19 protein-coding genes are annotated in these 22,549 nt (G+C 68.0%); 3 read left to right on the top strand and 16 right to left on the bottom strand.

Going from position 1 to position 22,549, the window contains the following annotated elements:
• Positions 1 to 99 precede the first annotated feature (99 nt).
• The 13 genes from QMG61_RS07435 to QMG61_RS07375 form a co-directional block, all read right to left on the bottom strand.
• Positions 100 to 1,161 (bottom strand): cell division protein FtsQ/DivIB, encoded by a 1,062-nt coding sequence (locus tag QMG61_RS07435; protein WP_283493706.1) that lies wholly within the window; start codon positions 1,159 to 1,161, stop codon positions 100 to 102.
• 13 nt (positions 1,162 to 1,174) lie between these two features.
• Positions 1,175 to 2,572 (bottom strand): UDP-N-acetylmuramate--L-alanine ligase, encoded by a 1,398-nt coding sequence (gene murC / locus QMG61_RS07430; RefSeq protein ID WP_283493705.1) that lies wholly within the window; start codon positions 2,570 to 2,572, stop codon positions 1,175 to 1,177.
• A gap of 92 nt (positions 2,573 to 2,664) precedes the next feature.
• Positions 2,665 to 3,735: a UDP-N-acetylglucosamine--N-acetylmuramyl-(pentapeptide) pyrophosphoryl-undecaprenol N-acetylglucosamine transferase gene (locus QMG61_RS07425; protein WP_283493704.1), complete on the bottom strand. Its 1,071-nt coding sequence runs from the start codon at positions 3,733 to 3,735 to the stop codon at positions 2,665 to 2,667.
• A 4-nt stretch (positions 3,736 to 3,739) separates the two neighbouring features.
• Positions 3,740 to 5,041 carry a putative lipid II flippase FtsW gene (gene ftsW / locus QMG61_RS07420; protein ID WP_283493703.1) on the bottom strand — a complete coding sequence of 434 codons (1,302 nt, stop codon included), beginning with the start codon at positions 5,039 to 5,041 and terminating at the stop codon, positions 3,740 to 3,742.
• Positions 5,010 to 6,551, bottom strand: a complete 1,542-nt coding sequence (gene murD / locus QMG61_RS07415; RefSeq protein ID WP_502847017.1) for a UDP-N-acetylmuramoyl-L-alanine--D-glutamate ligase — start codon at positions 6,549 to 6,551, stop codon at positions 5,010 to 5,012. Before murD ends, ftsW begins: the two co-directional genes overlap by 32 nt.
• Positions 6,527 to 7,627 carry a phospho-N-acetylmuramoyl-pentapeptide-transferase gene (gene mraY, locus QMG61_RS07410; RefSeq protein WP_283493701.1) on the bottom strand — a complete coding sequence of 367 codons (1,101 nt, stop codon included), beginning with the start codon at positions 7,625 to 7,627 and terminating at the stop codon, positions 6,527 to 6,529. The genes murD and mraY overlap by 25 nt, the downstream gene beginning before the upstream one ends.
• The gene (locus tag QMG61_RS07405) at positions 7,624 to 9,036 is read right to left on the bottom strand and encodes a UDP-N-acetylmuramoyl-tripeptide--D-alanyl-D-alanine ligase (protein ID WP_283493700.1); all 1,413 of its coding nucleotides are present in this window, start codon (positions 9,034 to 9,036) and stop codon (positions 7,624 to 7,626) included. Before QMG61_RS07405 ends, mraY begins: the two co-directional genes overlap by 4 nt.
• Entirely contained in the window at positions 9,037 to 10,581 is a 1,545-nt protein-coding gene (locus tag QMG61_RS07400; RefSeq protein WP_283493699.1) for a Mur ligase family protein, read from the bottom strand.
• Between the two features lie 12 nt (positions 10,582 to 10,593).
• Entirely contained in the window at positions 10,594 to 12,372 is a 1,779-nt protein-coding gene (locus QMG61_RS07395; RefSeq protein WP_283493698.1) for a peptidoglycan D,D-transpeptidase FtsI family protein, read from the bottom strand.
• A 70-nt stretch (positions 12,373 to 12,442) separates the two neighbouring features.
• Positions 12,443 to 13,045, bottom strand: a complete 603-nt coding sequence (gene ftsL, locus QMG61_RS07390; protein WP_283493697.1) for a cell division protein FtsL — start codon at positions 13,043 to 13,045, stop codon at positions 12,443 to 12,445.
• On the bottom strand, positions 13,042 to 13,995 hold the full coding sequence (gene rsmH, locus QMG61_RS07385; RefSeq protein WP_283493696.1) for a 16S rRNA (cytosine(1402)-N(4))-methyltransferase RsmH: 954 nt from the start codon (positions 13,993 to 13,995) through the stop codon (positions 13,042 to 13,044). Before rsmH ends, ftsL begins: the two co-directional genes overlap by 4 nt.
• A gap of 101 nt (positions 13,996 to 14,096) precedes the next feature.
• The gene (gene mraZ, locus QMG61_RS07380) at positions 14,097 to 14,528 is read right to left on the bottom strand and encodes a division/cell wall cluster transcriptional repressor MraZ (protein WP_283493695.1); all 432 of its coding nucleotides are present in this window, start codon (positions 14,526 to 14,528) and stop codon (positions 14,097 to 14,099) included.
• A 309-nt stretch (positions 14,529 to 14,837) separates the two neighbouring features.
• A complete protein-coding gene (locus QMG61_RS07375) occupies positions 14,838 to 15,209 on the bottom strand; it encodes an SCO2097 family morphological protein (RefSeq protein WP_283493694.1) in 372 nt (123 codons plus the stop codon).
• Between the two features lie 72 nt (positions 15,210 to 15,281).
• On the opposite strand from QMG61_RS07375, the gene QMG61_RS07370 reads away from it, so the two are divergent.
• The gene (locus QMG61_RS07370; protein ID WP_283493693.1) at positions 15,282 to 16,412 is read left to right on the top strand and encodes a polyprenyl synthetase family protein; all 1,131 of its coding nucleotides are present in this window, start codon (positions 15,282 to 15,284) and stop codon (positions 16,410 to 16,412) included.
• A 34-nt stretch (positions 16,413 to 16,446) separates the two neighbouring features.
• Here the strand turns inward: QMG61_RS07370 and QMG61_RS07365 are convergent, their stop codons facing one another.
• The gene (locus QMG61_RS07365; RefSeq protein ID WP_283493692.1) at positions 16,447 to 16,806 is read right to left on the bottom strand and encodes an Rv2175c family DNA-binding protein; all 360 of its coding nucleotides are present in this window, start codon (positions 16,804 to 16,806) and stop codon (positions 16,447 to 16,449) included.
• Between the two features lie 163 nt (positions 16,807 to 16,969).
• Here QMG61_RS07365 and QMG61_RS07360 point away from each other — a divergent pair, with 163 nt between their 5' ends.
• On the top strand, positions 16,970 to 18,292 hold the full coding sequence (locus QMG61_RS07360; RefSeq protein ID WP_283493691.1) for a LysM peptidoglycan-binding domain-containing protein: 1,323 nt from the start codon (positions 16,970 to 16,972) through the stop codon (positions 18,290 to 18,292).
• Positions 18,293 to 18,359: 67 nt separating this feature from the next.
• Positions 18,360 to 20,300 carry a Stk1 family PASTA domain-containing Ser/Thr kinase gene (pknB, locus tag QMG61_RS07355; RefSeq protein WP_283493690.1) on the top strand — a complete coding sequence of 647 codons (1,941 nt, stop codon included), beginning with the start codon at positions 18,360 to 18,362 and terminating at the stop codon, positions 20,298 to 20,300.
• Between the two features lie 78 nt (positions 20,301 to 20,378).
• Here pknB and QMG61_RS07350 read toward each other — a convergent pair whose 3' ends face one another.
• Both QMG61_RS07350 and QMG61_RS07345 read right to left on the bottom strand, forming a co-directional pair.
• Positions 20,379 to 21,707 (bottom strand): class II 3-deoxy-7-phosphoheptulonate synthase, encoded by a 1,329-nt coding sequence (locus QMG61_RS07350; protein ID WP_283493689.1) that lies wholly within the window; start codon positions 21,705 to 21,707, stop codon positions 20,379 to 20,381.
• A 149-nt stretch (positions 21,708 to 21,856) separates the two neighbouring features.
• Positions 21,857 to 22,546, bottom strand: a complete 690-nt coding sequence (locus tag QMG61_RS07345; protein ID WP_283493688.1) for a lysophospholipid acyltransferase family protein — start codon at positions 22,544 to 22,546, stop codon at positions 21,857 to 21,859.
• Positions 22,547 to 22,549: the final 3 nt, after the last annotated feature.

Here is a 22,549-nt window from a genome sequence, read left to right as displayed (position 1 = left end):
ACTCGAAGTTTAAAGTTATGCTGAGTATGCAATTCCTGATTTCGAAGTTATGCGCCAGTTCCCGCCGTTCGGGGAGGCGCGCCCGCGTGTCGCGAAAAGTCAGCGCAGAACGGCGCTGTCCGGCGAGGACACGTCGTATTCGCCGACGCTGCCGACCGGGTGGCTGACGACCAGCGCCGCCAGCACCACGGCCTTGTAATCCGATTTCTCTGCGCTGCCCCAGACGACGCGCGCGCCCCCGACCAGGGTGAGGGTGACGTCGTCCACCGTGGCCGCGGTCACGGTGTCCAGCTGACTGCGGATGCCCTCCGGCAGCGCGGTGACGACGGCCGCGGCGGCCCGGAAGCCCGGGCTCCCGGCTCCGGCCCGCGCCTGGATCGTGGCGTACCCCGCCGGGCGTTCGGCTCCACTCTGGATGACGACGCCGGCCGCGTCGACCAGGTCGAAGCCGGCCGGGGTGACGACGGCGCCGATCGGCTCACGTTCGATGATCCGCACCACCAGGGTTCCCGGGGGTCGGCTCTCGGTGACGTAGCTGCGAATCAGGGTGAACTGCGAGAGTTCAGTTTTGACCAGGGAGAAATCGACGAGCGGAAGCGGAGTGCCCAATTGTTCGCCGAGCGCGGCCTGGATCTGATCGGCCGGAACACGGCTGGCGCCGACGACCTCGATGGTCTTCAACGCCATCAGGGGCGAATACACGCCGACCAGGACGAACGCGGCCAGGGTCGCCGCCACTCCGAGGGAGGCGAACCAGATGTTGCGCCGACGGCGTGACCGCCAGGTGAACCGGCGCACCTCCTCGCGCTCGTAAAGCTTGCGGGCGCGGCGGGCGGCGCGGAACTTCCGACGTGCGCCGGCCGGGGTGAGCGGCGTCGCCGTGGCCGGAGTGTCGGCGGTGGCCGGAGTGTCGGGGGTGGCCGGCGCCTGGCGCGGAGGTCGCAGCGGCCGGACCGGTGCGATGGTGCTGGTGGTGGCCGTCTGAACGGCCGTGGGCAGCGCGATCGGCTCAGTCGAGGTGTCGTCAGGTCCACGGGTGGGAGCGGCCGACCTGGCCGAGCGGCGCCCGCCGCGGCCCGCCGGCTTTGCCGACTTTGCCGACGAACCGGCGGATTCCGGTGTCGGGGCCGTCGGCTGGTCGAAGCCCTGGGGACGCCTCATGCCGACGTGCGGGTCATCCGCGGGCCGCTTCGAGCGAGCCGAGCAGCTGGGGAACGATGCGGTACACGTCACCGCAGCCGAGGGTGACGACGAAGTCGCCGTCTCGTGCGATCGAGGCCACGTAGTCGGCCGCTTCCTGCCAGTCCGGTACGTAGGCCACGTGGGAGGGATCCTGGAATTTCTCGGAGACGAGCGCGCCGGTGACTCCCGGCTCGGGGTCTTCACGCGCCCCGTAGACGCCGAGCACGACGGTCTGGTCGGCGAACTTCTCGAGGGTGTCGGCGAATTCGCGGGCGAACAGGCGGGTGCGGCTGTACAGGTGCGGCTGGTGCACGGCGATGATGCGTCCCTCACCGACCACGGTGCGTGCGGCGGCGAGTGCCGCCGCCACCTCGGTGGGGTGGTGCGCGTAGTCGTCGTAGACGCTGACTCCGTTGACGGTGCCGTGCAGTTCGAAGCGGCGTTCGGTGCCGCCGAACTCGGAGATTGCCGCGAGGGAGGCCGCCGGCTCGAAGCCCAGGCCGACGAGCACCGCGAAGGCGCCTGCCGCGTTGACGGCATTGTGGCGTCCGGGGATCCGGAGCGCGGTGAAGTAGTCCAACCCGTCCCAGGCCACGCCGAAACTCACCGGACCGTCGGTGACCATGGAGTGCACCCGGACGTCGGCATCCGCGGCCTCGCCGAAGGTGATGATCCGCTTGCCCTCGAGCTTGCCGGTGACGCTGACGGCCCCGTCATCGTCCGAGGAGATGACGACGAAGTCCGTCGCATTCTGGGCGAATTCCACGAAGGCGGCCTCGAACGCCTCGAGGGAACCGTAGTGGTCGAGGTGATCAGGGTCGACGTTGGTGACGAGGGCGACGCCCGTGTTGTAGAGCAGGAATGACCCGTCCGATTCGTCCGCCTCGACGACGAAGAGGTCGTCGGTGCCGCTGGCCGCCGACACGCCGAGCGATTCGATCACTCCGCCGTTGACGAAGCTGGGGTGCCGGCCGATGCCGAGCAGCCCGGTCACGATCATGCCGGTGGAGGTGGTCTTGCCGTGCGCGCCGGCGACGGCGACCAGGCGGTGCTTCTGGACCAGCCAGGCGAGGGCCTGCGACCGGTGCAGCACCGGGAGCCCGCGTTCCCTGGCCAGCACGTACTCGGGGTTGTCCTGCCAGAGCGCCCCGGTGACCACCAGACTGTCCGCTGCACCGACGTTCTCGGCGGCATGGCCGATAGCGATGCGCGCGCCCAGGGCACGCAGGGCGAGGACGTTGGCCGACTCGCGGACATCCGACCCGGTCACGGTGTGGCCCGCGTCGATGAACAGGCGTGCGATCCCGCTCATCCCCGACCCGCCGATGCCCACGAAGTGCACCGTGCCGAGGTCCTGGGGAATGGTGAGGTTCAGGTCGGGCTTGATCACGATTGCTGCGCTCTTCTCGGTTGGAGACAAATGCTCGGTGTGCGGGAACTACGTTACGCGCCACCGCCGCCGAATGCCGGATTGACTGCGGTTCAGTGGAGGGCGGAGTGGATGAAGTCGACCATCCTGGCCGATCCGTCCCTGCCGCCGACGGATGCCGCGGCGACGCCCATCCGCGCGACTCGCGCGCGGTCCGTCAGGACGGTCAGCAGCTCTCCCCGCACCCACTCGGGGACGAAATCCGCGTCGTCGACGAGGATCCCTCCCCCGGCCTTGACGACGTCGGCCGCGTTGAAACGCTGCTCCCCGTTGCCGACCGGGTAGGGGACGTAGACCGCGGGGACCCCCAGGGCGCTGAGCTCGCAGACCGTGCCCGCCCCGGCCCGCGAGATCGCGAAGTCCGCCGCCGACAGGGCGAGGTCCATCCGGTCGCAGTAGGCGATCATCCGGTAGTGCTCCAGTCCCGGGTCGCTCACCTCGGACTTCTCCCCCGTGATGTGAAGCAGCTGCCAGCCTGCCTCGATCAGCGCGGGTGCCGTCTGGACGACCGTGTTGTTCAACCGCCGGGCGCCGAGCGAACCGCCGGTGACGAGGAGGGTGGGCCTGGCCGCATCAAGGCCGAAGAACTCCAGCGCCTCCACGCGTGATGCGCCCCGGTCGAGGTTCTCGATCTCCGGGCGCAGCGGCATGCCGACGACCTGGGCGTTGCGGATCCGGGTGCCGCGGAAGGCCACGCCGACGAAGCGGGTGAACCAGGCTCCGAGCCGGTTGGCCAGTCCCGCCCTGAAGTTGGCCTCGTGGATCACGATCGGCACGCCGGCCCGGCGTGCGGCCAGGTAGGCGGGGGTGGAGACGTAGCCGCCGAACCCGACGACCACGTCGACCTCGCGGGCGCGGATCAGGTCGGTCAGGGTGCCGACGGCGCGGTTCAGGCGGCCGAAAAAGGTCAGGGCCTGCCGGTTAGGGCGTCGAGGGAACGGCAGCCGCGGCACGATCACGAGCTCGTAGCCGCGGGCCGGGACCAGCCTGGACTCGAGGCCCTCGCTGGTTCCGAGCACGATCACGACGGCGTCGGGCTCCCGACTCCTGATCGTGTCCGCGACCGCGAGCAGCGGATTGACGTGGCCGGCTGTACCGCCGCCGGCGAGCAGATAGGTGGTCACCGGATCACTCGTTCTCTTCGATGTGGGCTGCGGCATGCTCGTGTTCACCGCGGGCGAACGAGAGCACGATCCCGATCGCGACGAGGGTCGACAGTAACGCCGTGCCGCCGGCTGAGACGAGGGGTAGCGGGACGCCCAGGACCGGGAAGACGCCGAGCACGACGCCGATGTTCACCATCGCCTGGCCGATCACCCAGACCATGACGGCCGCCGTGGAGACCCTGGCCTGCAGGGTCTGGCTGGTGTGCATGATCCGGATGAACGCGAAGGCCAGCAGGATGAACATGCACAGGACGACGATGGCCCCGATCAGGCCGAGCTCCTCGCCGATGATCGCGAAGATGTAGTCGTTGTCGGCTGCGGGCAGCCAGGACCATTTCGCCTTGGAGTTGCCGAGGCCGACGCCGAAGATCCCGCCGTTGGCCAGGGCCCAGGTGCCGTGCAGCGGCTGCCAGCAGGCCGCCGAAATAGTGCCGTCCGCGGCGTCGCAACCGGTGCCGAGGAAGCTCATGATCCGGGTCATCCGGTTCGAGCTCGAGATCGCGACGAGCACGGCCAGGAGCGCACCCACTCCGAGCGGGAGGGCCAGCATCCGCAGGCGCACCCCGGCGTAGAAGAGGGCGCCGAAGAGGATCCCAGCCATGATCATCACGGTGCCGAGGTCACCGCCGATCATCACCAGGAGCACGGCACCGCCGCCGACCCCGAACACCGGGATGTACACGTGCCGCCAGTCGTCGAGCCGGTCCTTCTTCTGGGACAGGATCATGCCCAGCCAGACCACGAGCGCCAGCTTGATCGCCTCGGACGGCTGGAACTGGATTCCGCCGAGGGACAGCCAGTTCGTGTTCCCGGCCACGGTGATGCCCAGCGGCGTGAAGACGACCAGGCACTGCATCAGGCCGGAGATCACGAGCATCGGCCAGGCGACCCGCTGCCAGAATTTCAGCGGCAGCCGACTGACGACGAGCAGCAGGGGCACCCCGATCAGGGCGAACCCGCCCTGGCGCAGCACGGTGCCGAAGAAGCCGGTGTTCTCGAGGTAGGAGTCGACCGACGAGGACGAGAGCACCATGACGAGCCCGAAGACGACCAGGAACAGCGTCGTGCCCAACAGCAGGAAGTAGCTCGGCGACTCGGCCTTGAAGACCCGGCCGAGGTGGATCCGGGCCGATGAACCCTGGCCTTCTGAACCCTGGCCTTCTGAACCCTGGCCTTCTGAACCCTGGCCTTCTGAACCCTGGCCGGGTTCGGCCGCCGAGGGTGCGACCGGCCTAGGCCCGCGGAGCCGAGGCGGATTCGTCACCCGCCTCACCTCCCAAATAGTCCCGTACGGCTTCTGCGAACAACCGGCCGCGCTGGGCGTAGTCGGTGAACTGGTCCATCGATGCCGCCGCCGGGGCGAGTAGCACGACGTCGCCGAGTTCGGCCACCTCGGCGGCCAGTCGCACGGCGTCCGGCATCACCTGACCAGTGTCCTGTGTCGTGATCTCGAAGACGCGCAGCCGGGGCGCGTGTCGCCGGAATGCCTCCCGCAGTGCCTCCCGGTCGGTGCCGATGATGATGGCGCCGCGGAGGTGGGCGACGTGGCCGGCGACCAGCTGGTCGATGTCGACACCCTTGAGCAGACCGCCGACCAGCCAGACCACCGATTCGAACGCCGCGAGGGAAGCGTCGGCGGCGTGCGGGTTGGTGGCCTTCGAATCGTCGATCCAGCGGATTCCGGCGGCCTCGGCGACGATCTCGATCCGGTGCGCGTCGAGACGGAAGCCCTCGAGGGCGTCGTGGATGACCGCGGGCAGCACGCCGAAGGATCGAGCGAGCGCGGCGGCGGCGAGGATGTCGGCGATGAGGTGGTGGGCGCCGAGTCCGTGTGCCCTGAGCTCGGCAACCGTGCTGATTTCAACCGCCGTCTCGAAACGGTCCTCGTGGAAGGCCCGGTCGCAGAGAATGCCGTCGACGATGCCGAAGTCGCTCGGGCCGGGCACGCCCAGGCCGAATCCGATCGCCCGGGCGCCGTCCTGCACCTCGGCTTCCTCGACCATCCGCATCGTGGCTGCGTCGGCCTTGTTGTAGACGCAGGCCACCCGCGTGTTCGCGTAGACGGTGGCCTTGGCGTCGCGGTAGGCCTCCGCCGACCCGTGCCAGTCGAGGTGGTCGTCGGCGATGTTGAGGCAGACGCTCGCCCAGGGCACGAGGGCTCCGGGGCCGGTCCGCGGAAGGTGGTGCAGCTGGTAGCTGGACAGTTCGACGACGAGCACGTCCCAGCCCTGCGGGTCGCGTACGGCGTCGAGCACGGGCACGCCGATGTTGCCGCATGGGGCAACCCGGAGGCCGGCGGCGGCGAGCATGGTCGCGGTCAGCTGCACGGTCGTCGTTTTGCCGTTGGTGCCGGTGACGAGGATCCACTCGGCCGGGGTACCGACCTTGTCGCGCAGCCGCCAGGCGAGTTCGATGTCGCCCCAGACCGGGATCTCGTTTCGTGCCGCCCAGAGCAGGAGTGGATGGTCGGGGTGGAAGCCGGGCGACACGATCAGCAGTTCCGGTCGGTGCTCGACCAGGTCGCCGATCGCCACGGGGTCGGCGGCCAGGTCGGCCTGCACCAGACGCGCCCCGATGACGCCGAGCAGCCGGGCGCGGTCTTCTGGTGCGGAGCCGGCCACGACGAGCACGTCGGCGCCCAATTCGGCCAGGGTGTCCGCGGCGGCGAATCCGGTGACGCCGAGTCCGAGGACCGCAACGCGCAGGCCTTGCCAGTCGGCGTGCCAGCTGGTCAGTTCGTCAAGACGGCTCAATTGGGCACCGCCGACAGCCATTCGAGGTAGAACGTGCCGACGCCGGCCGCCACGAGCAGACCACCGATGATCCAGAACCGCACGACCACGGTGACCTCGGCCCAGCCCTTGAGCTCGAAGTGGTGGTGGATGGGGCTCATCAGGAAGATGCGCTTGCCGCGGGTGACCTTGAAGTAGGCGCGCTGCACGATGACGGAGCCGGTTTCGATCACGAAGATGCCGCCGAGGAGCACGAGCAGGAGTTCCGTGCGGCTGAGGATCGCGAGGGCGGCAAGGGCGCCGCCGATCGCGAGCGAACCGGTGTCGCCGAGGAAGATCTTCGCCGGCGAGGTGTTCCACCACAGGAAGCCGATCAACCCGCCGACGATGGCAGCAGAAACAATCGCCAGGTCGAGCGGGTCCCTGGTGTCATACGAGCGGTAGACATCGGCGAGCTCTGCCCCGCCGAACCTGGCCTGGTTTGACTGCCAGAATCCGATCACGATGAAGGAGCCGATCGCGAGGATTGAGGAACCGGTGGCGAGCCCGTCGAGGCCGTCCGTCACGTTCACGCCGTTCGAGGTCGCCGCGACGATCAGGCAGATCCAGATGATGAAGACGGTGATCCCGACCACGGTGCCCAGCTGCATGAAATCGATCGGCAGGTCCCTGATGAACGAGATCCGGGTCGAGGCGGGGGTCAGACCGTGCCGGTTCGGGAACTGGAGGGAGAGGTAGGCGAACGTGCCGGCAACGATGACCTGGCCGGCGATCTTGGCCCAGCCGCCGAGGCCGAGGCTGCGCTGGTTCCGTGTCTTGAGGAAGTCGTCGAGGAAACCGACCAGACCGAGGCCCACCATCATGAACAAGACGAGCAGCGCGGAGGCCGGAATCCTCCGTTGGTCGATGAACATGGCCAGGAAGTAGCTGACCAGCGTGCCGACGATGATGATGATGCCGCCCATCGTGGCGGTGCCGCGCTTGGCGTGGTGGCTCTGCGGACCGTCGTCGCGGATGAACTGTCCCCAGCCGAGCTTCTTGAACAGCCGGATGAACAACGGGGTGAAGGCCAGGGTGAAGACGAGCGACATGGCTCCGGCGCTCAGCAGTGCAATCACGAGAAGAACTCCCCTAGTCTGTCGCCGAGGAATCGAAGTCCGGCCGAATTCGACGATTTGACCAGCACGATATCCCCCGGTCGCACGGTGGCGCAGAGCAGGGTGAAGGCGTCGTCGGCTGACTCGACGAACTCCGATTCGCCGTCCCACGACCCCTCGTTGATCGTGCTGATGTGCATCCGCCTGGCGGGGCGCCCCACCACGATGAGTTGGGAGATGTTCAGGCGAACGGCGAGAAGCCCGACCCGGTCGTGCTCTTCCCCGGCCAGTTCGCCGAGTTCGCTCATTTCACCGAGCACGGCAATGGTGCGCTGGTCGGGTCGGCGGATCTGCGCGAGGGTCTTCAGCGCGGCGGTCATCGAGTCGGGGCTCGCGTTGTAGGCGTCGTTGATGATGGTGACGCCGTCTCGGCCGCCCATGACCTCCATCCGCCAGCGTTCGGCGGTGTGCACCGATTCGAGGGCCGACACGATCAGGTCGATGTCGACGCCGAGAAGCTCGGCGGCGGCCGCGGCCGCCAGCGCGTTCATCACGTGGTGCTCGCCGAGCACCCGGAAGGCCACCGGGCGGCTGTCCCCCGATGCCAGGTGCAGCCGGAACGCGGTGCCTTCGGCGGAGACGACGACGTCGGTGGCGCGCACGCCGTCCGTGCCGTGCTGGCCGAACCAGGTGACCTGCGCGCTGGTGTGCGCGGCCATGCCGGCCACGCGGGGGTCGTCGGCGTTGAGCACGGCCACGTCCGTCTCGAGCAGGTCGGTGACCATCTCGGTTTTGGCGCGCACGGTCGCGTCGATGCCGCCGAATTCACCGGCGTGGGCGAGGCCGACCTTGAGGACGATTCCGATGTCCGGCCTGGCCATCCGCACGAGCCTGGCGATCTCGCCGACGGCACTTGCCCCCATCTCGGCGACCAGGAAGCGGCTGTCGAGGGTGAGGCCGAGCATCGTGAGCGGCGCGCCGACCTCGTTGTTGAAGGATTCCCGGGCGGCGATGGTCGGGCCGACCCGGTTCAGCACGGCCCGGAGCAGGTTTTTGGTGGTCGTCTTGCCGTTGGAGCCGGTGATGCCGATGATCTTGAGGTTGCCGGCCGCCCTGACCCTCGCGACGACGTCGGTCGCCAGGTCGCCGAGGGCGGTGACCGCGTCGGGAACCACGATCTGGGCGACGGGAAGGTCGAGCACGCGCTCCACGATGAGGAGAACGGCACCGCGCTCGACCGCCGCGGGCGCGAAGAGGTGCCCGTCGGTGACGTCACCCGGCTTGGCGACGAAGATCGCCCCTGCCCCGATCTCACGAGAGTCGGTATTGACGGCGCCGTCGACCAGGGAGTCCGCCGTGAGGCTGCTCCCGTGCAGGTGGAGCTCTCCGCCGACTGCCTGGGCGATCTGGCTGAGGCTGAGCGCGATCATTTACAACCACCCCGCTTCGCGCAGCGCCAGGCGGGAGTCATCCCGGGCGGAATAGGGAATTTTCACTCCGGCGACCTCGTGGTAGTTCTCGTGGCCGGGGCCGGCGTACAGGATCGCGTCGCCTTCCTCGGCGAGGGAGACCGCCTTGCGGAAGGCTGTGCGGGGATCGGGGACCTCGTAGAATTCTCCGGTCGGAACCGCCTCCCGTGCCGCGGCGAGGAGTGTCGCGCGAATGGCGGCCGGGTCCTCGAACCTCGGGTGGAAGTCGGTGACAACCACGACATCCGCGCCCCTCGCGGCGATGGCCCCCATATCCGCTCGTTTCGTGGTGTCACGGTCGCCGTCGGCGCCGAAGACCATGATCACGCGCCCGGGGGTGAACTTGCGGATCGCGGCGAGCGTGTTGAGGAAGGCGTCGGGGCTGTGACCGTAGTCAATGTAGACGAGCGGCCCACGGTCGGCGGAGATGCGCTCGGCCCGACCGGGAATGTAGACATCGATCCCGCCGTCGCGGTCGAGGGTGTGCGCAATCGCCTCGAGGTCGTAGCCGGATTCGACCAGGAGCAGGATGGCGAGGGCAGCATTGGCGGCCATGAACCAGCCGAGAAGAGGCACCCTGGTCTGCAGGCGGCGGCCCTCCGGCCCCTCCAGCAGGAACTCGGTGTAGAACGCGGATTCGTCGACGATGGTCATGTGCCAGTCGGCCTCGACGTCCGGCCGGCTGCTCAGGGTCGTCACCGGGATGCGGCACTCGTCGACGATACGGCGGCCCCAGTCCGAGTCGACGGTGACGACGCCGCGGCGGGAGCGGTCGGGCTGGAAGAGCTCGAGCTTGGCCTGGAAGTACTCGTCCAGCCCGGCATAGTCGTCGAGGTGGTCGTGACTGAGGTTCGTGAAACCGGCAACATCGAAGACGAGCCCGTCGACCCGGTGGCGGGTCAGCGCCTGGGCGGAGACCTCGATCGCGACGGCGCGCACCTCGGCCTCGCGCATGCGGGCCAGGAGAGCGTGCAGTTCGGTGGCTTCTGGCGTGGTCAGCGCGCTGACGACGGCGAGGTCGCCGATCCGGCGCTCCGCGGTCGAGGTGAGCCCGGACACGACGCCGAGCTGGTTCAGGATGGCGAAGAGCAGGTAGACGACGCTGGTCTTGCCGTTGGTGCCGGTGACGCCGAAGAGGGTCGCGGGGTTCTCGTCGGTGCGGTAGATCCACGCGGCGACGGCGCCGAGGGCGGCACGGGCATCCGGGGTGACCAGCACGGGCAGGCCGCTACCGGCGGCGAGGAGCGCACCGGCCTCGTCGGTCAGGATAGCGACGGCGCCGGCATCCCTTGCCGCTGCGGCGAAGGCCGCGCCGTGGCTGGCCCTCCCGGGGACTCCGACGTACAGGTCTCCGGGTTGGACCGTGCGTGAGCTCAGGCTCACACCGGTCACCTCCAGGCCGTCACTGTCTCCGCGCAGGAAGAGTTCAAACTCATCTACCAGGCCGGACAACGATCGCGGGACCGGATGCTGGGGGCGGAGAGCCGAGGGTGCCAATTCGGTCACGGGGTCGCTTTCTTACCAGGTGCCGGGAAGCGCAGGCGCGGCGGCGCCCGATGGGACTGCCCGGTACTTCTTCAGCACCTGGCTCATGACCTCTTGGAAGATCGGAGCAGATGCCGCAGAAGAGTTCAGTTTAACAGGATCTGCGAGGCTGACCGAAACGACGTACTCAGGATCGTCCGCCGGAGCGAAGCCGGAAACCGAGACCAGGTAGCCGTGGGTGTAGCCGCCGTGGCCGTCCGGCATCTGTGCGGTGCCCGTCTTGGCCGCGACCCGGTAGCCGGGGATGTTCCACTTCGTCGACAACCATGCCTTCTGGTACACCATCTCCAGCATGTCCGCGGTTTCGCGGGCGGCCGAGGCCGAAACGATTTGGGTTCCGGCGGTTGCCGGCACCTCGCTCATGGTGCCGTCCGCCTGGCGGCAGCCCTCGACCAGTTGCACGGGGAGCCGCACGCCGTTGTTGGCAATGGCCTGGTAGATGCTGGAAACCTGCAGAGCGGTGGTGGTCAGCCCCTGGCCGAACATGGTGGCGTATTTCGTCTGGTTGTCCCAGTTCTGCCAGTCGTGCAGGATGCCGCTGTCCTCGGCGGGGAACTGCACCTCGGTGGGCCTGCCCAGGCCGAATGCGGTCATGTAGTCATACCGCTGCTGGTCGCTGAGCAGCTCGCCGAACTTCGACATTCCGGTGTTGGAGGATTCGATCAGCACGCCGGTGAGGGTCAGGTTCAGGTCGGCGTGGCCCGAGCTGTCGTTGACGTTGGCCCCGTTCGGCGGCAGGTACCGGTAGGGCGCCACGATCTTACTGTCGGGCGTGGCGAGGCCGGCGTCGAGCACGGATGCCGCGGTGAGCGCCTTGAAGGTTGACCCCGGTTCGAAGGAGGCCGTGAAGGCCCGCGAACCGCGGTCCTCGGGGTTCGCTGTCCCGCCGACGTTGTTGGGGTCGACCGACGGGTAGTCAGCCACGGCCACGAGCTTGCCCGTCTTGACCTCCTGCACGACGACGGTGCCCCAGGCGGCACCGGTGGCCTGGGCCTGCTTGGCGAGCACCTGCTGCACGTACCAGTTGAGGTCGGAGTCGATGGTGGTGACGACGTCGCCGCCGTCCTCGGCCTGGCTGGTGGTGACGGTACTCTGCGGCAGGCGAACCCCGTCGGCGCCCTTTTCATAGGTCTCGACACCGTTCGTGCTGGCGAGGCAGGCATCCTGCCCCAGCTCGAGGCCGGCCTGGGCGTCTCCCCCTGACGAGACGAAGCCGATCAGGTTGCCGGCGACGGCCCCGTCCGGGTAGACCCGGCTCGGGTTCTTCTCGAAGTAGATCCAGGGGATTTCGAGTTTGTCGACCGCACGGAAGACGTCGACGTCGACGGCCTTCGCGACGAACGCGTAATCAGAGTTCTTGTCCTCGGCGAGGGCCGCCGAAATGATCGCGAGGATGGAGTCGCCGGTCTTGCCGGTGAGCGCGCCGACCTCTGCCGCGGCCTGGGCAACCGTCACGGTGACCTCGCCCCCGGCGGTGGTGCGGTCGAATTCCGCGGCGTTCCGCGGCGACAGGGTGATGTTGTAGCGCATCACCGTTCCGGCCAGCACGACGCCGTTGGTGTCGAGAATGTCACCGCGCGAGCCGTATACGGGTTGTTCGACGGACCGGTTGCCGAGCGATTCGGCGCTCAGGGTGTCTGCGCGGACGACCTGGATGTCGACGAGTTTGACCACGAAGAGCGCAATGATCGCGAACAGGACCACCATCGTCCCCGCGATGCGGCGCCTGCTTGACCGGGTGTTCGTCGCCACCGTCTGATCCTTACTGCGGCCGGGGCCACGGGGTTGGCGGGTGCTGAGGAGTTAGCGGGTTGCCGGGCAGTTAGCGGGTTGCCGGGGTGGGGATCCCGTTCGGTGCTGTCTTGGGTGTGACGGCGGCGGTCCTCGCCGACGTGTCTGCCGTTGAGCCCCCGACGCTGGCTCCCTGCCCGCTGCCCTGGGGCAGCTGCGTGACCAAAGGTACGCCGGCGAGCAGCGCATTCGGCACGAGACTCGCCGCGCCGCCCTGACTCCCGCTGGCCGAGGCAGGGGCCCCGAGCACGGCGCCGTCGGACAGCCGAAGGTAGACGGGGTTGGAATTGCTCACCATGCCCAGTGCCTCGGCGTTCGCGGCCAGGCTCTGTGGTGAGGAGATCCGGACGAGGTCTTCGGTCACGCTCTCGGCGGTGCGGCCGAGCTCGACCTGGCTGGCTTCCAGCCGGGACACCTCGTAGGCGCCCTGGGAGATCCCCACGCTGAGCAGCAGCTGGATGACGACGATGGTCGCCATGCCGGCGACGGCGGAGAGGGCGTAGACGATCCGGGGCCGCGCCTGGCGCTGGTCGCGGGTCGCGACGATCTCGATGTGGCGGGTGTCGTGCGCGGGGACCGAAGCCGGGGTGTTGTCCCAGTTCGGTCGCAGGACGCGTGCGAGATTGTCACTCATGCGGCTCTCCTCAGTCGCTCGGCGGCGCGAAGTCGGACTGACGTCGCGCGCGGATTACTCGCTTTTTCCTCTTCGGAGGCCAGTTCAGCGCCTCTGATGAGCAATTTGAATAGTGGTTTGTGTTCGGGCAGTTCGATCGGCAGTCCGGCGGGGGCGGTTGAGCCCGACGCTGCGGCGAGGAGCTTCTTGACGATCCGGTCCTCGAGTGACTGGTAGGCCATCACGACGATTCGCCCGCCGACCGTGACCGCGTCGAGCGCGGCCGGGATGGCGCGTTCGAGAACGGCCAGTTCCTGGTTGACCTCGATCCGGAGCGCCTGGAAGACCCTCTTCGCCGGGTGCCCCGTGCGCTGCACGGCGACCGGCGTGACCGCGGTGATCACCTGGACCAACTGGGCCGACCGGGTCATCGGCGTCGTCTCCCGGGACTCGGCGATGGCCTTCGCGTAGCGGGCGGCGAGTTTTTCTTCGCCATAGTCACGGAAGATCCGGCGCAGGTCCGCTTCGCTGTAGGTGGCGAGGATGACCTCGGCGGTGAGGTCGCTGGTGTTGTCCATCCGCATGTCCAGGGGCGCGTCCTTCGAATAGGAGAAGCCGCGCTCCACCCGGTCGAGCTGCAGTGACGACACGCCGAGGTCGAAGAGGATCCCGTTCACCTCGCGGATGCCGAGACCGTCGAGGGCCTCACGGATGCCGTCGTAGACGGTGTGCACGAGGTGTACGCGGTCGCGGAACGGTTTGAGCCGCTCCTCGGCGATGGCGAGGGCCTCGAGGTCGCGGTCGAGACCGACCAGCACGAGGTTGGGGAATCGCTGGAGGATGGCCTCCGCGTGCCCTGCCATGCCGAGGGTGGCATCGACGAGCACCGCGCCGGGCTGCTCGAGTGCCGGGGCGAGCAGTTCGACGCATCGGTCGAGCATGACGGGGGTGTGGATGTCGTTGATGGCCATATTGTTCCCGGGAGTAGTTCCTGGATCCTGATCCCCATCCATTCCTTCCTGGCACCGGGGAAGTGTGTCAGGGAGAACGGCTGGGAGTCAGGCGCCAGGTGCTAAATGAGTCCCGGAATCACCTCCTCCGAAGTGTTTGCGAATGAGGTTTCCTGTTCGGCGAGGTAGCGCTCCCACGCCGCGCTGTCCCAGATCTCGACCCGGGTTCCGGCGCCGATGACGGTGAGGTCACGGTCCAGCCCGGCGTAGCTGCGCAGGTTGGCCGGAATGGTCACCCGGTTCTGCTTGTCGGGGGTCTCGGCACTGGCACCGGAGAGGGTCATCCGCGCGTAGCTGCGGGCGGCCTTGTCGGAGAGCGGCGCCTGGCCGATCTTCTCGGCGAATGCCTCGAACTCACGGGTGGTGAAGACGTAGAGGCAGTTCTCCTGGCCACGGGTCATGACGATTCCCGGCGACAACTCGTCGCGGAATTTCGCGGGAAGGATGACGCGTCCTTTTTCGTCGAGCTTGGGGGCATAGGTCCCGAGGAACATTCATCACCCCTTCCGGCCAGGTTCAGGTGTTGCTCCACTTTACTCCACTTTGCCCCACCAACTAGTGAATATTTACCCCCTTTCGGGATTTATTCCCCCCAATCCCCCAAATTCACTGGCCATCGGTGGTGGAGGGAGAATCACCGCAATTGGCGAGCTCGGTCGATTTCGGGCACAAAAAAAGGGCCGATCGGATGATCGGCCCGGTTTGCGGGTGAAATGACGCTGTCAGGGGGCGGAAGGGGGGCGGGGCAGGAGGCTCCGCAAGCTCCGCGTCGGCGACGACTCGGGCGGGGACTCAGGCGGTGGTTACTGGCCGTCCTGCCGACGATCCCAGCGTTCGTTGAGACGGTCCATGAAGCCCTTGTCCTGGGAACGCTGCGCGGGGCGACCGAGGGGTGCTCCGCCGATCTTGCGTCCGGACTTGCCCGGCGTCGTGGCGATGAGCACGCCGGCGAACATCACGGTGAATCCGACGATGCCGATCCAGAGCTGCTGCACCGCGACACCGGCGATCAATCCGCCGATGCCGGCGACTGCGGCGAGAACGCCGATCGCGATCGAGCGGTAGTTGGGTCGGAGCGGTGAACCGCCAACGGTCGACACGAAGTCGGCGTCGTTGTGGTAAAGACCGCGCTCCATCTCTTCGAGGAGTCGCTGCTCTTGTTCCGAAAGCGGCATCTCATTCCTCCTACTAGGGACCGGCGGCTTGCCTCCCAATTCTAACCCCGCACGGATGGCTAGGCTAGGCACGTGGCTCAAAGCAATCAACTGGTCGAACTGGTTCATACACGCATCGACGAATTCATCGAGGCCCGTGAACCAATTGTGACCACTATCAGCCCGGACCTTACGCCACTGGTCGACTTCTCACGGCAGTTTCTCAGCGGTGGCAAGCGTTTTCGGGCCCTGTTCTGCTGGTGGGGTTGGCAGAGTGTGGGCGGAGTCGAACCCGGCCTCGACCCGATTGACGGTCCGGCGTCGGGCGCGGGGATTCCCGAGCGCCTGATCCCGGTGGTGTCCGCCGCCGCGGCCCTGGAGATCTTCCACGCCGCGGCGCTCGTGCACGACGACATCATCGACAACTCGGACACCCGGCGGGGCAAGGCCTCAGCCCACCGGCTCTTCGAGTCCCTGCACACCGCCGCCGGCTGGGCCGGAAACCGCCCGGAATTCGGCCGCGCCGCTGCCATTCTGCTCGGCGACCTGCTGCTCGGCTGGAGCGACGAGCTCCTCGATGAGGGATTGGCCGGTGTGGAGCAGAGCGCGGCACGCGCCGCCCGGGCCGAGTTCAACCGAATGCGCACCGAGGTCACGGCCGGTCAGTACCTGGACATCCTGGAGGAACGAGCCTGGCTCACCCAGCCCGAATCCGAGCTGCTCGACCGTGCCATGCGGGTGATCGTCTACAAGTCGGCGAAGTACAGCGTGCAGGCGCCGCTCGTGATCGGGGCGGCCCTTGCGGGCGCCGGTGCGGAGCACCTCGACGCCCTCCGGGCCTTCGGGCTGCCGCTCGGGATCGCCTACCAGTTGCGCGACGACCTCCTGGGCGTGTTTGGCGACGCGTCGGTGACGGGCAAGCCCAGTGGCGACGACCTCCGTGAGGGCAAGCGCACGGTGCTGGTCGCCCTCGCCAGGGAGACCCTCGGCGACGAGGCCCGCGACCAGCTCGACGCGCTGCTCGGGGATCCGTCGCTCACCGCGGAACAGATCACCGGGCTGCAGCGGCTGATCCTGGACAGCGGGGCCGTGCTCCGCGTCGAAGACCTGATCGCGTCCCAGGTCGCCGAAGCCCTGGCCGCACTGACCGAGTCGCCCATCGGCGCCGAGGTAACCGACGCGCTCGGCCTGCTCGCCGAGACCGTCACCCGCCGCGTCTTCTAGGACGGGGGCTTCGGTCAGAGCCGGAAGATTCCGGTCAGGCCAGCGCCTGCGCGACCCGGCGCACTTCGGCCTTGCGGCCGGCCAGCAGGGCGGTGATGGGCGGAACGCCCAGACTGTCGTCCACCTCGAGCAGCCAGCTCATCGCCTGCTCGTCGGTGAAACCGTCGTCCGCAAGCACGATGAGGGTTCCACGCAGCTCGGGAACGGGTGCGGCATCCCTGATGAAGGCGGCCGGAACCTGGAGCGGTCCGCCGCCGGGACGGATGGCCAGCAGCTGCTTGTCATCGATCAGCTGGCGAACCCTGCTCTGGCTCACGCCGAGGAGCTGGACGAGGTCGGGGATGGACAGCCACTGGTGATCTGAAAATTGTTGATCTGAAAACGAGTCGGTCACCTCTCCAGCATTCCATGATTCCCGGCCCTCGACAAACCCCTTCCCGTGTTTCCCGCGTGTTGGCACCGGTAAGAGTGAACCGACTGGTTGACTTTGTTCATTGTGCGTGTCAGCGTGAGCCGCTGGATGCCTGAAGTCGTAAGCAATCTGCACGGGGAGCGCCATGCCGGCAAAAGCCAGAATCGGAACCAAGACCCAGCCACCGGCAGACGGTGGTCGGCACAGCCGTGACCCGGCCGGGGAACGCCGGTCGTTCGGCCGACTGGCCACGATTCCCCTCGTTCTCATCAGCACGATCGCCATCGCCCTGAACCTGGCCTCTCCCGCGGACGCCGCGACCATCACGAAGAAGCCCCTGAAGAGCCGAAGTACGCTGCCCGGCGTGGCGCCCGCCACCGCCGCCCGCGGCCAGGTCGCGCGAGCGAGCGCCGAGGCAACGCCGACCCAGTACACGGTCGTCGATGGCGACACCGTCAGCGCGGTGGCCGGCCGGTTCGGCCTGTCCACGGCATCCGTGCTCGCCCTGAACGGGCTCGGCTGGTCCGCCGTGATCTTTCCCGGCCAGACTCTCACGCTCTCCGGCGGGACCGCGCCTGCCGTGGCCGCACCGACCCCGGTCGCGGCGGAAATCACCCGTTACACGATCGTCACCGGCGACACCATCAGCGGCATCGCCTCAGCCCACGGGCTGAGCGTCGGAGCCATCCTGAGCGCAAACGGTCTCGCCCACGACAGCATCATCTTCCCCGGCCAGGCCATCGTGCTTCCCGGCGCCGCCGCTCCGGCCGCCACGCCCGCGGCGGCGGCCCCACAGCCTGCCGCCGCCTCAGCAGGCACCCACACCATCGTCACCGGTGACACCATCGGGGCCATCGCGGCGGCCGCCGGGGTCTCCGTGCAGTCCGTGCTGGATGCCAACGGGCTCGGCTGGTCGAGCATCATCTACCCCGGCCAGGTCCTGGCCGTTCCGTCGCTCGCGATCTCCCAGGTCTCGTCGGTGTCGGCGGCACCCATCGACGCGTCGCCCCTCGACGCGGCGGTCTTCATCGAGCCGGTGGTCAGCGCCGGCTCGGTCACCCCGTTGACCGACGAGATGCGCCGGAACGCGCGCATCATCGTCTCCGTGGGGCGCGCCGCCGGCGTCGGCGATGCCGGGCTCGTCATCGCCCTGGCCGCGGCCGCCCAGGAATCCGGGCTGCGCAACGTGCACTACGGGGACCGGGATTCCCTCGGTCTGTTCCAGCAGCGGCCGAGCTCCGGCTGGGGTTCGGCCGAGCAGGTACTCGACCCCCTGCGCGCCAGCCGCGCGTTCTTCGGCGGCCCCGGCAACCCGAACCCCGGAATCACCCGCGGCCTGCTGGACATTCCCGGCTGGGAGCAGATGACCGTGACGCAGGCCGCCCAGGCCGTGCAGATCTCGGCGTTCCCCGACCACTACGCCAAGTGGGAGACCTCTGCGGCGGCGTGGCTCCCCGAGCTCGACTGACCGGGAATCCCCCGACTTCCGGGTGTCCTGTCACGGTGAACCTCCCATCCTTCCCTAGACTCGACTGGTGAGCGATACCCCTGCCGATCCGATGATCGGCCGTCTGATTGACGGCCGCTATCAGGTGCGCTCGCGGATTGCCCGCGGCGGCATGGCCACCGTCTACCTCGCGACCGACCTGCGGCTCGAGCGTCGGGTCGCGATCAAGATCATGCACGGCCACCTCGCCGACGACAACGCCTTCAAGGCCCGTTTCGTGCAGGAAGCCCGTTCGGCCGCCCGGCTCGCCCACCCGAACGTCGTGAATGTCTACGACCAGGGCCAGGACGCCGACATGGCCTACCTCGTGATGGAGTACCTGCCCGGGATCACACTGCGGGACCTGCTCAAGGACTACGGCCGCCTCACGAGCGAGCAAACCATGGACATCCTCGAGGCCGTGCTGTCGGGGCTCGCCGCCGCGCACAAGGCCGGGATCGTGCACCGCGACCTCAAGCCGGAGAACGTGCTGCTCGCCGACGACGGCCGGATCAAGATCGGCGACTTCGGGCTGGCCCGCGCGGTCAACAACAACACCGCGACCGGGCAGGCGCTGCTCGGCACAATCGCCTACCTCTCCCCCGAGCTCGTCACCCGCGGGATCGCCGATGCGCGCAGCGACATCTACGCGCTGGGCATCATGACCTACGAGATGCTCACCGGCGAGCAGCCCTACGTCGGCGAGGCTCCCATGCAGATCGCCTACCAGCACGCGAACGACACCGTGCCGATGCCGAGCGCCCGGGTGAGCACGATCCCGGCCGAACTCGACGAACTCGTCAGCTGGGCCACCGCGCGCGACCCGGAGAAGCGCCCCAGGGACGCCAGGGTCATGCTTGACCAGCTCCAGGACGTGGACAGGCTCGTGCGCTCGGCCGCCGTCGACAGGACCGGCCTGCAGCCCACCATGGTTCTCTCCGGGCTGCCGAACGCCATGGCCGACGCGGAAACGCAGATCCTCGGCGCGCAGCCACTTGCCACGGCGGCAGCCGGCACGACGCCGCCTGAGGAACCCGACAACGCCTCCGTACTCACCGAGAAGGCCCGCAGGCGCAAGCGCAAGGGCTACTGGCTGTTCGCGCTCGTCGTGCTGCTGGCCGCCCTGGCCGGGGGAACCGGCTGGTACTTCGGCACGGGCCCCGGCTCGCAGGTCATCGTGCCGGAACTGGTCTCGGTGTCCCCGGCGGAGGCGACCGCCCAACTCGCCAACCTGGGGTTGGAAGCCAAACTCGACACGCAGTACAGCACCACGATCGCGGCGGGCCTCGTCGCGAGCACCGATCCTGGCTCCACGGCGCGCGTCAACAAGGGCGCCACCGTGACCCTCCGGGTCTCCCAGGGCCCCCAGCCGATCACCCTGCCCGTGCTCGCCGGTCTCTCCCAGGCTGCCGCCGGCCAGGCGATCACCGACCTGAAGGCATCCGTCGGCTCCACCGATTCGATCTTCAACGGCGACGTCGCCGCGGACACCGTCATCTCGGCGAGCCGCGAGAGCGACGCGGGTGACGTTTCGCAGGGCGGCGACTACTTCGAGGGCATGAAGGTGAACCTGGTCGTCTCGCTCGGCGGCATCCCCGACGTGGCGGGCAAGTCGGTCGACGACGCCACCGCCACCCTCAAGGACAAGGGCCTGGTTGCCCAGCCGGGCGAGAACACCTACAGCGACACGGTTCCGGAGGGCAAGGTCATCTCGGCCGCACCCGCGGCCGAAGGGCCGGTGCGCGTCGGCGACACGTACACCCTGACGATCTCCCGCGGGCCAGAGCCCGTTGAGGTACCCGATGTGATCGGCATGTCCTGGAACGACGGCAAGAAGAAACTTACCGATCTGGGCTTCAAACTGAGCTATAACCCGGGCGCCGACGCCATCTCGGCCCTGCTCAAGGTACAGTCCACCGACCCGGCCGCCGGCGTCTCCGCGCCCAAGGGCAGCACCATCACGCTCAAACCGACCAACCCCTTCGGTTAGGGACGGCACGGCGGTTAACGCCGGATGGCCCGTTACACCAGACCAACTGGTGCAACGGGCCATCCCTGATCAGACCGGCTAACGCGCGGCGAGTTCCTCCGCGACCAGGAACGCGAGCTCGAGCGACTGCATGTGGTTCAGGCGCGGGTCGCAGAGCGACTCGTAACGGGTGGCCAGGGCCGCCTCATCGATGTGCTCCGAGCCGCCGAGGCACTCGGTGACGTCGTCGCCGGTGAGCTCGACGTGCACGCCGCCCGGGTGGGTGCCGACGCTGCGGTGCGCCTCGAAGAAGCCGCGCACCTCGTCGACCACGTCGTCGAACCGGCGGGTCTTGTAGCCCGTCGGGGTGGTGACGCCGTTGCCGTGCATCGGGTCGGTGACCCACAGCGGCTTCGCGTCGCTGGCCTTGACCGCCTCGAGCAGGGGCGGGAGGGCATCCCGCACCTTGCCGGCACCCATCCGGGTGATGAAGGTCAGACGACCGGGTTCGCGGTTCGGGTCGAGCTTGTCGACCAGGCGCAGCATGTCGTCGGCCGAGGTGCTCGGGCCGAGCTTGACGCCGATCGGGTTGCGCACCCGGGACAGGAAGTCCACGTGCGCACCGTCCAGCTCGCGGGTGCGTTCGCCGATCCAGATGAAGTGGGCCGAGGTGTTGTACGGCGTTCCGGTGCGGGAGTCGATCCGCGTCATCGGTCGTTCGTAGTCCATCAGCAGGCCCTCATGGCTGGTGTAGAACTCGGTGCGCCGCATGGCCTCGAAGTCGGCCCCGCAGGCGATCATGAACTTGATCGCGCGGTCGATCTCCTTCGCCACCTTCTCGTAGCGCTGGTTCGCCGGGTTCGCGGCAAAGCCCTGGTTCCAGCTGTGCACCTGGCGGAGGTCGGCAAAACCACCCTGGGTGAACGCACGGATGAGATTGAGGGTGGATGCCGCGGTGTGGTAACCCTTGACCAGTCGGGCCGGGTCCGCTTCGCGCGATTCAGGGGTGAAATCGTAGCCGTTGACGATGTCGCCACGGTAGGCCGGCAGCGTGACGTCGCCCCGGGTCTCGAAGTCGCTGGAGCGAGGCTTGGCGAACTGACCGGCCATCCGGCCCATCTTGATCACGGGCATCGACGCTCCGTAGGTGAGCACGACGGCCATCTGCAGCACGGTCTTGACCCGGTTACGGATCTGCTCTGCGGTCGCCCCACTGAACGTCTCGGCACAGTCACCGCCCTGCAGCAGGAAGGCCCCGCCGTTGGCGGCCTGGGCCAGCCGGTCGCGGAGGATGTCGACCTCACCGGCGAAGACGAGCGGCGGCTGCGAGGACAGTTCGGCGGATGCCGCGGCGACGGCCTCGGCATCCGGCCAGGTCGGCTGCTGCTTGATCGGAAGCGTGCGCCAATAGTCCAGGCCAGCGATCACAGATCGATCTGCGACAACGACTGGTTCGGTAGGGTCTACCACTGGGCTAGTCCTGTTTTCTCTTACGCGGCACACGGGAAGACCCGGTGCCGGGGATGATGGGTGGCCGGATCCGGCCTCGGAATCGGGGTGAAACCGATCACGCGATCTTATCGCGAAAGGTTCGCCCGCTTTTCTTTCACGCTGGTGGCGTAGACGTCCACGTACTCCTGCGTGCTCAGCTGCTGCAGCTCGTACATCAGCTCGTCGGTGATCGACCGCAGCACGAACCGGTCTCCCTCCATGCCGTCGAACCGGCTGAAGTCGAGCGGTGTGCCGATGATGACGCCGATTCGGCGGATTTTCGGGATGCGGGTTCCGGTCGGCATGGCCTTCTCGGTGTCGATCATGGCGACCGGGATCACCGGGACGCCCGCCTCGAGCACCATCCGGGCGACGCCGGTGCGGCCCCGGTACATCCGCGCGTCCGGGCTGCGGGTTCCCTCGGGGTAGATGCCGAGCACGCCACCGCCGGCGAGCACGCGCAGTCCGGTGTTGAGGGAGTCCTCGGAGGCCTTGCCGCCCGAGCGGTCGATCGGAAGCTGGCCGGTGGCCTTGAAGAACTGACGGGTGGCCCAGCCCTTGAGGCCCTTCCCGGTGAAATATTCGCTCTTGGCCAGGAACACGACGCGCCGCGGTACGACCAGGGGCAGGAATACGGAGTCGATGAAGGAGAGGTGGTTGCTGGCGAGGATCACGCCGCCCTCTCTGGGGATATTCTCCAGCCCGGTCACCCAGGGTCGGAAGATCCCGAGCACCAGCGGACCGATGACAATGTTTTTCATGAACCAATAAAACATTGG

This window comes from Cryobacterium sp. PH31-AA6 (genome assembly GCF_030063195.1).
Lineage (GTDB): Bacteria > Actinomycetota > Actinomycetes > Actinomycetales > Microbacteriaceae > Cryobacterium.
The sequence above is the reverse complement of the archived record's forward strand: the minus strand, read 5'-3'. Positions and strand labels throughout refer to the sequence as shown.

What these genes read in the sequence shown, in the direction of transcription:
- QMG61_RS07435 (WP_283493706.1), bottom strand. Translation starts at nt 1,161, where the DNA reads ATGAGGCGTCCCCAGGGCTTCGACCAGCCGACGGCCCCGACACCGGAA.
- murD (WP_502847017.1), bottom strand. Translation starts at nt 6,551, where the DNA reads ATGGCTGTCGGCGGTGCCCAATTGAGCCGTCTTGACGAACTGACCAGC.
- QMG61_RS07405 (WP_283493700.1), bottom strand. Translation starts at nt 9,036, where the DNA reads ATGATCGCGCTCAGCCTCAGCCAGATCGCCCAGGCAGTCGGCGGAGAG.
- ftsL (WP_283493697.1), bottom strand. Translation starts at nt 13,045, where the DNA reads ATGAGTGACAATCTCGCACGCGTCCTGCGACCGAACTGGGACAACACC.
- rsmH (WP_283493696.1), bottom strand. Translation starts at nt 13,995, where the DNA reads ATGGCCATCAACGACATCCACACCCCCGTCATGCTCGACCGATGCGTC.
- mraZ (WP_283493695.1), bottom strand. Translation starts at nt 14,528, where the DNA reads ATGTTCCTCGGGACCTATGCCCCCAAGCTCGACGAAAAAGGACGCGTC.
- QMG61_RS07375 (WP_283493694.1), bottom strand. Translation starts at nt 15,209, where the DNA reads ATGCCGCTTTCGGAACAAGAGCAGCGACTCCTCGAAGAGATGGAGCGC.
- QMG61_RS07360 (WP_283493691.1), top strand. Translation starts at nt 16,970, where the DNA reads ATGCCGGCAAAAGCCAGAATCGGAACCAAGACCCAGCCACCGGCAGAC.
- QMG61_RS07345 (WP_283493688.1), bottom strand. Translation starts at nt 22,546, where the DNA reads ATGTTTTATTGGTTCATGAAAAACATTGTCATCGGTCCGCTGGTGCTC.